Annotated in this window: 9 protein-coding genes; all 9 read right to left on the bottom strand. The window is 54.6% G+C overall.

Annotated features, from left to right (window positions below; translation table 11 throughout):
• Window positions 1–407: 407 nt before the first annotated feature.
• Window positions 408–1,535: a VCBS repeat-containing protein gene (locus ONB24_01810; GenBank protein ID MDZ7314836.1), complete on the bottom strand. Its 1,128-nt coding sequence runs from the start codon at window positions 1,533–1,535 to the stop codon at window positions 408–410.
• 86 nt (window positions 1,536–1,621) lie between these two features.
• Window positions 1,622–2,560 carry a carbohydrate kinase gene (locus ONB24_01805; protein MDZ7314835.1) on the bottom strand — a complete coding sequence of 313 codons (939 nt, stop codon included), beginning with the start codon at window positions 2,558–2,560 and terminating at the stop codon, window positions 1,622–1,624.
• Window positions 2,561–2,786: 226 nt separating this feature from the next.
• Complete coding sequence (locus ONB24_01800; protein ID MDZ7314834.1) at window positions 2,787–5,879, bottom strand: laminin G; 3,093 nt, start codon at window positions 5,877–5,879, stop codon at window positions 2,787–2,789.
• Window positions 5,880–5,881: 2 nt separating this feature from the next.
• On the bottom strand, window positions 5,882–6,811 hold the full coding sequence (locus ONB24_01795; GenBank protein ID MDZ7314833.1) for a glycoside hydrolase family 130 protein: 930 nt from the start codon (window positions 6,809–6,811) through the stop codon (window positions 5,882–5,884).
• A 37-nt stretch (window positions 6,812–6,848) separates the two neighbouring features.
• On the bottom strand, window positions 6,849–8,111 hold the full coding sequence (locus tag ONB24_01790; GenBank protein ID MDZ7314832.1) for a glycoside hydrolase family 130 protein: 1,263 nt from the start codon (window positions 8,109–8,111) through the stop codon (window positions 6,849–6,851).
• A 25-nt stretch (window positions 8,112–8,136) separates the two neighbouring features.
• Window positions 8,137–10,605: a hypothetical protein gene (locus ONB24_01785; GenBank protein ID MDZ7314831.1), complete on the bottom strand. Its 2,469-nt coding sequence runs from the start codon at window positions 10,603–10,605 to the stop codon at window positions 8,137–8,139.
• 6 nt (window positions 10,606–10,611) lie between these two features.
• Entirely contained in the window at window positions 10,612–11,973 is a 1,362-nt protein-coding gene (locus ONB24_01780; protein ID MDZ7314830.1) for a peptidylprolyl isomerase, read from the bottom strand.
• Entirely contained in the window at window positions 11,955–13,202 is a 1,248-nt protein-coding gene (locus ONB24_01775) for a hypothetical protein (protein MDZ7314829.1), read from the bottom strand. The genes ONB24_01780 and ONB24_01775 overlap by 19 nt, the downstream gene beginning before the upstream one ends.
• Window positions 13,203–13,306: 104 nt before the next feature.
• The coding region (locus tag ONB24_01770) for a carbohydrate ABC transporter permease (GenBank protein ID MDZ7314828.1) at window positions 13,307–13,577 on the bottom strand (271 nt) is incomplete at its 5' end.

Raw genomic sequence — 13,577 nt, 5'->3', positions numbered from 1 at the left:
GACAATGATCTTTTTAACTGCAACATCTCCATTCATAGCTTTGCGCTCGAATTCCTCCTCTAAAAGGGTTCAAAACGAGTCCTATGACTCGTGATTTGTATACAACCAATTCTCGAATCAAATTTCCAAAATCGTAATCCGGCAGATTCTTTCCGATTTGATCTTGTACTTTAAATTGAATGCTTGAAAGATGACCAGGGATTGGATAACTGATTTTGTGGAGAGCGGCTCAAGCAAGGGCGGCATCTTTTGTAGCCATTTCTGATTTAGAAAACGCCTCATCCTGTTAGACGATAGGATGGTTACTAAAAGTTAGACAGCCAAAACTTGAAAATCAAAAAAATTTCTGCCGATACTGCAACAGTGGAAAAAAGCGGAAACTTTACGTTTTATGCAAGTTTCGGAACTTATTCCTGCAGCCAGATATCGAGTCGCGGCGCGCTCCAAGTGTAAGGTTTGCCGAGGATATCGAAATCGCCGTCGCCGTCCAGATCGGCGATGCGGGATTCGTGCAGGTCGAAACCGGTGTGAACTACATGGATTCTGAAATTGCCCTTGCCGTCGCCGAAGAGGATGCGGGTTTTCGACTCGGCATAGTCGGACAGGCGCATCTCGGCAAGAAACAGGTCGAGATGACCATCGCCGTCAAAATCGAGCACATCGATCGTGTGGCCGTCCTGCACCGCGTCGATAATGATCTTGTCTACCCAACGATCGCCCTGTTGCTCGTACAGTACCAGCGGCGCGCGGCCGTCGCCGACAACCAAAAAGACCTCGGGACGCCCGCCCTCGATGAAATCGCCCACGGCGCAGCGGGAAAAGGCATAGGTTTCGTCAATGACATGCACCTCGAAAGTCGTGCCCCCGACGTGCTTGAACCAGCGGCCGGCGCCGACGATGTCAAGTTTTCCATCGCCGTCGATGTCGCCTTTCGCCAAACCTTCGTGCTCATTGACGCCCTTCCAACTCGGATAACTGCCGCGTTGCGGCGGCTCGGAGTCGTTTGAGTAAGTGTAAATCGGCACATAGTCCCACGGCTCCCGCGTCGGGTCCGGCGGAATCTCGGCAAAATAGAGTGCGCGGTCGTTTTGGTTCCAAAAGACCAATTCGTCGCGGCCGTCGCCGTCGAAATCCCCGAAAAGCTGATCATGATGTTTGGGCGAGCCGCTGTTTTTTATGAGGTGCCGTTGCCACGGTATTGCCCGATCATAATGCGGATAGGGATTCTCCCACCACCAAACCTGATTGCAGGCATAATCACCGCCGAATAAAACGTCGATGTCGCCGTCGCCGTCGATGTCGGTCCAGGCGCTGCCCGCTTCGATGTGCAGTGGATCGGCGTCGACGATGTGGCGCTTCCAGCCGTCGACCGTGCGCAGGTATAGGACAACCGACGGCGCCTCTGTGCGTTCGGCGATGATAAAGTCGTTCAATCCGTCCTTATTGACGTCGAACAGCGCCGTAGCAGTCTGCTGATTGCCGGCGTTGGGAACCTCGAGGTCATTGTTGACGGTCGAGAGATGTTTCCAAACCACGGGCCTTTCCCTTTGGGCACAAAAGAGCAGCAGGAAACTCGCGATCAATATTGACCTGCGGAACCTCATTTTCTCCTCGACAGCTTTTAATCTCGTATTAGATGCCGTAAAGCATGAGCCGCGATTCTTTCCGCGCCTTTGCTTAGCAGAGCATCGATTTGCTGCGGCAAAATCGTTTCCGTAGCGCCGTGCGTCGAGGCGACCAATGCACCGAGCGCGTTTCCCAATCGGCACGACTCGGCTAAAGACTTGCCGTGCAGCAGGCCGTGCAGGAATCCGGCGGCACAGGCATCGCCCGCGCCCACCGTATCGCCCACCTGCACCTGGTAGCCCGGTTCATAAGCCTCCTCACCCATAGCCGAACAGGCATAGACGCCTTTTTCTCCCAACGTGACGACCACGCATTGTAGAAAATAGTCGGCAATGATCTTTCGTGCAAATTCGGCAATCGAAGCGGAGGCAAGTCCTAGGAGCCGCGCCGTCTCGTTGACCTCCTCGTCGTTTAGTTTGAGAATGTCGGCAGCCTGCAGCGACCAACGAACAATCTCTTCCGACCAGCAGTTTTTTCGCAGATTGAGGTCGAGAAATTTTATTGCCTGCGGCGCTGACTCGACAAGGGCGCGCAACGTTGCGCGCGATACGCTGCTGCGTTGAATCAACGTGCCGAAAGCGAGCGCATCCGCCGAAGCGGCGGCATTGATCAATTTTTCATTCAGCTCGATATAGTCAAAGGCGACGTCGGGAGTAATTGTAAAATCGGGTATGCCGTTTTTCAGCCTTACCGGCACGGTGCCCGTGGGATGATGCGGATCAATCTGGACATAGTCGACGGACAATCCCAGCTCCGCAGCCTGGGTGAGCGCCCGACGACCGAGATCATCCGCGCCGACCCGACTGACAAATTGAACAGAGTTGCCCAGGGTCTGCAGGCGAAAGCCGAGATTAAAGACCGCTCCGCCCAATACGGTCCGGTCGGGCAGCAGATCCCACAGGATTTCTCCGAAAGCCAAGATTGTTTTCGACATGAAAGAGACTCCCACGAGCTGATTCTGTATCCATTTTAGCCATTTTCCTTAAAAGGAACAAGTGAAAAGGGCGATAAAAGCCGGTGAGAATGACAAAGAACAGCCGGAAGATTCCGACAGCCGAACGAGAGGCTGATCATCTGACGCCGTCGCTTTGGGGGATTCGACGAACAGGTGCCGTGAGAGTGCAAGCCTTCCGCCGTTGTAAAAGTCGGTGAATGGTCGGCTATTTCATAAAGGCGATCTTCCAAACCGTCGATCGTCCCGCACAACGAACGATGATGACATAGCAGCCTGAGGACAAAAGACAGCCGGTATCATCGCGGCCGTCCCATTCGATCTCCCGGCGTCCCCTTAAGCTGTGCGGCTCGTAACGGCGCACCTGTCGACCGAGCAGATCGTGAATCTCCACTTTAACCTCTTGTTCTGCCGGCAGTGGAATGATGATGCAGGTATTGAAGGGGTTAGGATAGGGTCGATCGCCAAGCCGGGCATATGTTTTGCCGTTAATGGAAGCCGGCCGGCGCATCAGCCCGCTTATCTCTTCTTCCGTCAGCGGGCGATTGTAGATGCACAACTCATCGAGCAACCCTTTGAAATTGTAACTGATTTCGCCCGGAAGCGACTGACCGAGCAGCAGATCCATGCCGGCCGCCCCGAGCGGCCCGCTCCAACTTTTTTGAGCATCGAGACGTCCGTTCAACCATATCTGCACAAAATTGCCGTCATACTGTATACAGAGGTGATACCAGATGCCGGGGACGAGTCGAGTCTGCGAATCCAGATCGGCAACGCCGGCGTCGGTTTTGACCGTCCAACGCAGGCGGCCGTCCGTGAGAATGGAAGCCTTGAGTCGATGGTTCCAACTGCCGTGCGAAATCACGTATTCTTCGCGATCGGCGCGGCCGTCCCAATTGAGCCAAAAACTCAGCGCAATGTTGCGACTGTTGAGGGTCAGATGATTGGAGATCGCCACTGCATCGTTTACGCCGTCGAAACGCAGCGCTTTGCCCTCATTCCCCTGCCGATCCGGCGCCGGCAACGGTCCCTGCAGCCTGCCGTGATTGGCAAAACCGCTGCTGTCCCACGCATGGCCGTCCAGCGAATATTCGCCCACCAAGCGGCCGACGACGACCAAGAGACTGTCTTGGCTCTCTGCGCCGCGAGCGTCCCGAACCGTACAACAGATGCGATATGCGCCCACTTGCTTTGGTGCCCGCCACTCGGCGCGGTCGGTCATCGGCCGTAGGTTGCCGGATTCCGCCTGCCAGTAAAAATAAAGGCTGTCGCCGTCTGGATCAAGTGCCGAACAAGTTAGGAGCAAAGTGCCGTCTGGGTCGACGATGTCGGGTTCGGCGCGCAAGGATGCGATAACCGGCGGTCGATTGTCCATCACCTGCACGGTCACCGATCGTTCCGCGCTTCCGCCGGCGCCGTCTTCGACGACACAACGAAACGCATATTCTCCGGCCGCCATCGGCCGCCATTCCGCAGTTTTTTCGTCGGCTATTTTGGCGCCGCTTTCGTTATACCAGGCATAGCGCAAGACGGCGGACTCCCTATCCTCTGCTTCGCAATAGAGACGAACGCTTTGGGTAAGGTGAGCCGGATTCGGCTGTGCTGCAATGGCCTTAATGCGCGGCGGATAATTGCCGCTAAACCTGCCCGTATGAAAATCGACGACCACCTCATTCACGAGCATCAGATCTTCGGCATAAGTGACGATTCCGTCGGCAGGAATAACCACCGGCATAATGACGCCGTCGCCCGGGATTCGCAGTCCGATTCGACCCTGCGCATTACGCAGCAAAAACCGATTGCCGACCGCATCATAAATGTCGCATCGACTCGATACGGCGGGTGTTTGCAACATGACGGTTTTTTCTTCTCCATAAGGGTTATAGAGAAGAAAAGTCGGAAACGCCGGACGACGGAAAAAGTCGGTTTTGAGCAGATCAAGTTTGAGAATCATGGGCACGTTCGTCGTATCGACTATGCTGCCGAGATAGCCGACGTGCGAGGAAGCATAGAGGGCAAGGTTAGTTCTACCCCATCCGCCGCGCACGGCATCGCCGGTGGCAAAGGGACTGAGGCCGTAGGCCTCTTTACGCAACGCTTCATAGCCGATATAGCCTTTAGGATCGTAACGCGAGGACCAGCTGCGGCTGTCCTGCCGACTCTCGGGCAGGAAGGGTGAATAAAAGAGGCGTGAGGCGTTCGCCAAATTGAGCACCCACTTGGCAACGGCGCGGGCGAACCGCTCGTCATAGCGGACCATAGGGACGAGGGCGCCTGCCTGTTGGAAGCCGTTCATCAAAAAGGCATAATCGTTTCCGGAGAGCTCGCCGATAAGACCGTGAACGTCATACCCGCCCCAATTGCCGAGAATCGCGCCCCAATTGCGCAAAGGCGAGCGATCAAAGCACCAGTTGAGCATCCTATCTACGTTGTAAAGCGTGCCCAGTTCTGCATTCATGCGCGCCGCGATATAGACGCCGTACGGCAACTGCAGCTCATAAGCGGGATTATTGGGATAAGCATTGAGAAACTCCATGGCCCATTCGGCGCCAAGACGATAGCGATCGTCGCCGGTTCGACAATAGGCGTTGTACAAAATCCATGCAATCGCACCGGCAGCCTCCGGCTCAGGAACGCCGGCTGTCATTGCCTTCATGGCTGAAAACGACCATGCCCGGGCCTGCATATCGGCCGGACTCCACGGTGCCTCGTTGCCTCCCATGGCCTTAACGGCGCGCAGCCATTGTTCTGCGACCAGTCGAAATTGGCGATCAAAATCTCCCGTTCCAGGATAGAGATCGTAGAGCTGATAAAAGAAGACATTCGGCATGGTCTCGTACCACCAGTCATCGCCGCTTTGGGCCGTCGGATGGTTAAGATAGATGAACTCTTCCGGCCGATTGTTGAAAAATTCCTCGCACATCAGCACCCAATTGCGGCCATTTTGCCTGCTTTTATCCACCCCGACCAGCGTTGCGCCGATCACGGCCGGCAACAGGTTGATCGCTTCAGCGGAAAACGGGCGCGTCGTGCCGACGACCGTTGCCAACCCAAAGCTTTCATGCTGCGGATAATTGACCGTATGCGTATTGATCCAGACTAACGGCAAATACTCGCCCCGCGCATTGAGATCAAATACGAGCGAATCATAGCCGAGAGCCGTGCTTCGCCAGTCCCGCATCACGTAGGGCGAAGGCTGGTTGGGCATTGCTTCGATTCGCTGAATAATGACCTGTTCCTGTGCAACAATGGTGGAAATGACGCCGGTTAAAAGGAATCCAAGAGCTCGATAAACAGTCATGGTCATCCTTTCGGCCTTGAAGGATCGTCTAAACAAAGGTCAATCAGATAATCGACTCTGGTTTCTGCCAAACAGATGTTGACATCTGCTCCGGAGTAGTAGATCTTAACGTCGCCGTTTTTTTCGATGATCCACCCGGTAGAAAAGACAACGTTGGGGACGTCTCCGATTCGTTCATATTCGGTTTCCGGACTCAGAATCGGACGTCTGCTGCGGCCGAGCACTCGCCAAGGCTCATGGATACTTAGCAGCATGACGCCAAGGCGATAAATGGGATAGTAGCCTAAAATGCGCACACCATGATAAAGCAGCAGCCAGCCGGCCTCCGTTCTCACCGGGGGCGTAGAGAGCCCGATTTTGGCTTCTTCCCACGTACCATTTGCACCGCTGAGCAGCAATCGGTATTCGCCCCAATGTTCCAGATCGGCGCTGCGGTTGATCCACATTTCTCCCCTTCCCTCACGCCCCAACGGCCGATCGATTTTCCAATACCAGCCGTTGATTTTTTCAGGAAACAGTGCTGCATCTTTATTGCAGGGTTCCGTAATCGGCCCGTGAAAGATGAAAGAGCGAAAATCGCCTGTTTCCGCAAGCATGACCAGTGGTGCATGGCGTGAATAGCCCGTGTAAAGAATATAATAGCGATCAGCGATTCGCGTTATTCGCGGGTCCTCCACTCCCCACTCTACATAACGGTAAAAATCACCGTGCATTTCAGGCGTCAGGCACGGCTTTTCCTCCACGCGGAAGGAAAAGCCGTCGCTGCTGTGGGCAAGTACGAGTTCAGAGTGACCCTCGGGCTTTTCAACGCGACAAAGCAGGTGATAGCCGTTGTGATCTTTAAAGGCACCGGCATTAAAAATGCTGTTCACGCGGAAAGGTACGTCCGCAGCGGTGAGAATGGGATTGTTTTTATACCGTACTACCGACATCAGATCCTCTCGATCGTATACAACCAATAACTTTGTGTTAGACAAAGTGCTGAAGCAGCTTATTCAAATCAACGACGGCAAAGCCGTAAGCATAGTCCGACATGGCATAAGGAATAATCAAGCGGCCGCTGTGGCGGATACCGCCGCAGGAATAAACGACATTGGGAACATAGCCGTCGCGCTCGTCGGAATTCGGCGACAGCAGGGGGCGCGGCAGCCGGCCGATGACCTTGGCAGGATTGCGACGGTCGAGCAGATAGGCGCCGACGGCATAGGTGCGCATGGGGCCGACGCCGTGGGAAAGGAGCAACCATCCTTCATTGGTCTCGATCGGCGATCCGCAGTTGCCGATCTGCACCCATTCCCATGGCTGTTCCGGCGTCTGCAGGAGAACCGCTTTGTCCCAGCGATCAACGGTTTTCGAAGTCATGAAATACAAATTTTCACCATCCAGTCGTGAAATCATTGCAAATTGGCCATCGATTTTTGTGGGAAACAGCGCCATGCCCTTGTTGCTCACTGCCGTGCCGACCAAAGGTCGTAGGGAAAAGCGGCGAAAATCGGTCGTTTGCAGCAGCTTGCTGCGGATAGTTCGGCCGTCATAGGCGGTAAAAGTCCCGTACCATTTCAGGTTTCCGTCCTCGTCCGCAAAACGAACCAGCCGTAAATCTTCAATGCCGTTGCGTTCATCATCGGTCAGGGGAAATACGACGCGCTCGTTAAGAGCAGACTCTGCAGGAAACTCGATGACGGTTTCGCCGCTTTCGTTTTGCTGAACAAAAAGCGGACTTGTCGCCCAAATCGGCGGCTCGTCGGGGACTATTCGACCGTTCTCCTCGATCAGGCCGGAAGCAAAAGTGATGCTCGAAATATGGCCTTCACCGGTTGCACGCAGGCTCAAAAGATAACGTAAACTTCCTACCGGCACATCTTTTTGATCCGGATGCGGCGTCATGGAAGGGTTGAACAGCGCCGCCGCTTCGATGGAATATTCCTTGGTAAAATAGCTGCCGATGAGCAGCCGTTGCTCCGGGGTGGGCTTTGTTTCCTGCGGAATCCGGCGCGCGACGGCGGCGAAATGCCGCTCCAATATCGTTGTGAAATCGGCATGACGGCTGCTGAAGGCGGACAATACCGCTTCAAGTTGTTCGCGCGTGCGGTCAAGCGGCTGAGCAAGGATCCGTTCAATGATGCGGCGGCAGCGACGTTCATCACCGGGACAGAAAAACTGCGCCAATACCCGTTTAGGATTGCCGAGAAAGCGCTGCGGCTGTCTTTCAGCGAGACCCAGTTCGTTCATCGATTCTTAGTTTCCTTTCGTTGGTTCAGAAAAACAGTGAAAAACGTTCCGAGGTCGAACGACAAGTGTTTTCGATTTTTATTGCATAGGCTCCTTCCTCTTCTTTCCAGGCGGCGACCTGATTTGGTTCCTTGCCGTTGACCAGAATTCGCTGCAGCGGCCAAGGTGAAACGACCGTCAGGCGAACAGCTTGTCCAGTGACATAAGCCGTCTCAATCACAAGGCAGCGGTCATGCGGGTGATAGGAAACGGTTTGCAAACGACCGGTTACGGCGGCCAGATAGGGAACGATCGGCTTTCCGCGCTGCAGCAAGATGTTTTTCGCCGGGCGGTTCAACACAGCCGAGCAGCTTTGTTGCCCGTCGATTTCGATGCGACGGAAAAATCTGCCGTTGCCGCTGCAGCGGACGCGGCAAAGGGTGCCGTAAAGCAGCAGTTCATACTCTATCTGCTTCCATCCAAACGGCAGATGAGCTGAAAAGCTGATCTGCCATGGATCAAGGCGCAGACCGGCAAGTCTGTAAAGCGTTTGGATTGCCCAACCGGCCGCCCAAAGAAAGTTTGGTTTGTCGACGGCGCCGTAAAGCGAATCCGTTGGATCAGACATTCGATATTCGTAGAAAGAGGGCTGCCCTTTAGGGCTGTTTCGCACGCCATCCGGCGTCATGATCGCTTTTACAAACTGCACAGCTTCATCAATTTGACCGGCCTCAATAAGCGACAAGGCATACCATGCATTGCCGTGCATCCAAATGCCGCCGTTAAAGTAATAATACGGCAGACCTACTTCCAAACCGTTGAAGCGATAAACTTTGATCAATTTGTGAAAATCCGGCGGCCAGGCGTTGCGAATGCCGAGCCTTGGATCGAAGAGCTTTTGCCGGGCTGTATTAATCAGAAGCAGTTTTTTCCCGTCATCGATTGCATCGAATAGACAGGCGAGCAGAGAACCGGAATAGTAATGGTAATCGAGCGAAGCGCGGTCGAGGCCGTTTATTAAATAGCCGAGTTCGTCGCACCACAGTTTTTGCGTCAGAGCAGTCTTCATGCTTTCCGCCAGGCCGAGGAGAGAATCATCAGGACAGGACGCACCAATCATCCAGGAAAGCGATACGAACTCCTGCAGGGCGCGAATTGTCAATACCGTCAGGTAGGCGCGCGCGCCGTAAAGGTTGCCGATGTCCCACCAATCGGGCCGCGAGGAATACATCAGACGATCATCACCCAAATTCTGCAAGGCACTGCGCAGACTCTTTTGTAGTACGGGATAGAGCCGCCCTATGGTTTCCCGATCGCCGGTGTGTTTGAGGTAGGTTCCGGCCGAGATGATAAACCAAAGGTGATTCCAATTGTCTGCAGCACACTTTTCGGTGACGTAACGGCCGTCCTTCCAGTAATAAGCATGCGGCAAAAGCGAGTCGGACTCGGTTTTCGAAAGGAGGAAATCGTAACCGTTTTGCAGAAATTCGCGGCTATAAACGCCGGCTCCCAAGCCGGTGAGCAGAAAGTCGTGGGTGAAAAAGAAATTGTACTCCGCGGGACACGGCATAGGAACCAACCGGCCGTCCATGTAGTGGTGCAGGGCAACGACGGTCGCCTTTGACCAACGCATCGTCTTGTTTATGACCGGATCAGGTGTGACAAAGTCGGCGCTCCTGATTTCGTCGAGAATCTTTTGTTCCAGACGATTCACACCTTTCACCCACTCTTGGCCGACTCGCTCAAGAATCTGCAGCAGCTCGTTTCGCCGGCACGATCCGATCAGCCAGCGGGAGCGCACCGGCTTGCCCGCAGAAGCGCAAGTTCGAAAGCGCGCTTTCAATATAGCCGAATCGACGGTTTGGAGCGAAGAGGTAAAAGGTTCCCGAAAATCAAAGCCATTGAGAGAAAGCAGGAACACGGCCGCGGAGTCTGTCTCCGCATCGTCATAATAAGCACAGGCCAGTCTGCTGTCGGCGTCCGAGAGGACGGCGGTCGGCGACTTTACGGCGTAGGTGTGACACGTACGCAGCGTGGGATCGAGCAAAAAAGCGATCTCCAAGGAATCGATCTGTGCGGACAGAGGGTCCGCTGACAATGTCACGACGGCCGTCGGCAGATCGGCGAATTCATAACTCAGTTCAATGCGGCACCCCAAAAGAGTGTCCTGAAAAGTGACCGAATGAGGGCTATAACGATATTCTGCCGGCTCGAGGCCGAACCGTGCAACCCGGCGGCTGCAGCTGATCTCGATCTGCAACGGCAACGAAAGATCGCGGCGCCAATAGTCAGTGCTGAGATCGAGGCTGTTGGCAACCGGATAGTAAAAGCTGATTCGCGACGGCAAGGGACGGCTGTGATGAAACTCCATGCCGACATAGGGGCCGCCGACTTCGACTTGGCCGTATCTGCCGCTGAAATGCTCGTCCAGGTCGAGATTGCAATTTTGCCGGCAACCGGGCAGCAGAAGTGAGGCGAAAACAACAGCAGAAATCTTTTTAGAACTACTAAGCATCTCTTGTCATTTTTCTTTAAAAAAAGACGGCCAAGGCGGTGTAACGCGCGAAGCGTATTGTCCAGGCCGCAATCCTATTAACGGGATGTCGGTCAACTCTACATGCGAAAAGCGGGAGCTGTCGACCTGAACGGGCCAGACCTGCCGCAGCGAGTCGAGTACGACAGGGAGCCTCTTTAGGCCTATCTGCTCCGCCAAGGCTTCCGCCAGATAATGGTCCCGCCACCGCGCCAGGTCTTGCCGAACCGCCGAACTCTTTTGCAGACCACGCCGCCTGCCTTCGCGCGTTAAAAGGTGGTCACGTATCACCAGGCTGAATTGATCATTGAGACTGCGGGCGACGGCACGAGACGATGATCGGTCAATGGGAAACCGATAAGCCGACCATTTCTGCAGGAACGCTTGGACCGTCAGCCGGCCGCCGTTGAAACGCACAAGCTCTCTGCTTTGCATAGACTGCAATTCTCTTCGAGCGCGTTCCCACGCTGATTCCGAGAGCGGGACCTCGCGGAATACCGAGGTCGGTTTCGATTCCTGCAAAGCAATCGGCGTCAACACATCGATGATACGTCGAACAAGAGCCTCGTCGAAGTGTACAGCCTGCCGTTGCATAAATTCAGCGACATAAAGACGGCTGAGTCGACTTTGCTCGCGCACCCGAAGAATATGCTCCACTGCAGTACGACGTCTCGCCTCGGCATATTCGCCTGCCTCGACGCTATAGCGGACATCATCCAGCCGCAGCAGGTAATAGCGACCGTCGTCCTGCACTACCGGCGAAATTCGGCCTTTTTCGAGGGAAAAGACGGCCGTCTCCAAAGGTCCTTCCCGCTCACCCCATTTCACAACGCGCTGATAGGCCAAGGTATCGGCATCGATGCGCCCCAGTCGACGCAGGGTTTCGCTCAGCGAATTTCCTTCCCAAATAGAGCGGCACTTTTCCGCCTCTTCGATGGTTAAGAACGCGAGGTAAGAAATCCTGCGTTCTTGACGGCTCCAATTGAGCGCTTGTTCGATCTGCTCGCCCTGAAGGCGAACTCGATCGGCTACCTGCACGCGAAACAGCTCGCGCATAATCGCCAAATCTTCGGCAAATTCGATCAGCTGCTGCAGATACGAATCGCGGTGCAGCCGGCGCTTTTCAGCGGCCATTGCCAGCCGCTTCTCATCGATGAGCGCTTCCAACAGTTCTTCTCGAGTTAATTCACGATCGGCGAGAAAGCGCTCAGGGCTGAACTCGGCGCGTAACGTCAGATCGTCGACGGTGACGATGCGGTTCCCGACACGCACCAGAACATCAATTTGTTCGTGACGGCTGCAGAAGACAATAAGCATGAGGAGCAGAAGCGTTAGTCGTATTTTTCCCATGAGATCTCTAATGTTGATTCGGCGCTTCGTTTTTTGATCTCGATTCGACCTGCAGATGTCTGCAGGCGGATGTTTGCCTCATTAGTTTGGAACAGTGATGAAACCGGAGCGACCGGTTTTGCCCCCAACCAAGCGGCGGCGCGCGGCTCGGCGCCGATTTCGAGTAACGTCAGCAGCCCCTCGATCGTCGATTCCGCGCCGGAGTTCCGGTTGACGCCCTCAGGGTCGATGCCGTCGTAGACACGGCCGGTCGCACGATCGTACATTGCTTCACGGGCGAGATTGAAACCGGTCAGCCAAGAGGCCGACAGCGCAGCAAGAATTGCATAGCGCTCATCGCCGGTGAGCCGATAAAGCTCCAAGAGGCCGAGCGCCGTGGTTCTGACGTCGTAGGCAATTTGGGGGTAGACGATGAACCGGTCGTTTTCGAATTCATAGGCAGAAACCGGATGCCCGACGGCCAGTCGAGTGAGAAAATCGCCTCCGGAAACAGCCGCCTCCTTCAGCTGCTCGTCTTTGAGCAGACCGGCCATAACCGACAAAGCCTGTACTTGCGCATTTCCCCACGCGTGCCAAACGCCGGGCCAGGATTCGTAGGCGCCGCGCAATTCCTTTAGTTCTTCGATCTGCATAAGAACAATCCCTTCCGCCAGTTTCCGCGCCTGCTCGGCAAGAAGGGGATCCATTTCGACCCGCAGAAATGCAGCCAAGCCGAGCAACAGTTCCGAGGCGGCGTCTGCGGCATGACGCTGGGGCAGCCAAGCAGGATAGCGGCGCCCGCCGATGTATGAAAAAGTTCCATAATATTGGAGGCAGTTGCTGATCGGCTTTTTGCAGCGCAGAAAAGCGGTTTTGAGAGAATCTGCAAAGTCGCGATCACGAAATCGAAAAAAGGTATATCCTTCGCCGAGCGCCCAATAGCCCCGGGCTGCCCAAAAGGCGAAGGATTTGCGACTGGTAGGGCCGTCTGTATTGACAAAACCCTGCCGATCGATAAAATTGTAAAACTCGCCGTCCTCGGTCTGCATAAACAGAACGAACCGCAGCAGTCCCTTTAAGCGATCGAAATCGACAGACAGCCCCTTTTCCGCAGCTTTCATATAAACAACGGCGGCGCGGGCGACATCGTCGACGCAAGCGATCCCCTCTTCGGCCGCATCTGTAGGACTATAGTCGGGTGCATCAGCATAAATGTGTACGATGGTGCAGAGCCTCCCATTCAATCGCATCGGGCTGCATAAGCTATTTAAATGCGCAAGATTGACGGCGATCTCTTGGCGGCTACAGGCGGATAACAAAAGAAAAAGTTGAAAAAGCAACCCACGCATGCTCTTTATCCTTTGAGGCCCGTTCCGGCAATACTTTCGACAAAATATTTTTGGAAAAAAGCATAGGCAATCACGATCGGCAGAGCGAGAATCATGGCGGCGGCCAGCTTGACGCCTAATTGCGACTCGGCTAAGCCGCCGACGGTAAAGAGCGTCACCATTTGCGGCATGGTCATCAGAGATTGGTTGCGGATAACAATCAGCGGCCAAAGAGCTTCATTCCAGCTATTCATAAAACTGATAATGCCGACGGTGATGATCACCGGCTTGGACAAC

The organism is candidate division KSB1 bacterium (assembly GCA_034505495.1).
Classification (GTDB): Bacteria; Zhuqueibacterota; Zhuqueibacteria; order Residuimicrobiales; family Krinioviventaceae; genus Fontimicrobium_A.
This window is presented reverse-complemented; position numbering and strand designations above follow the sequence as displayed.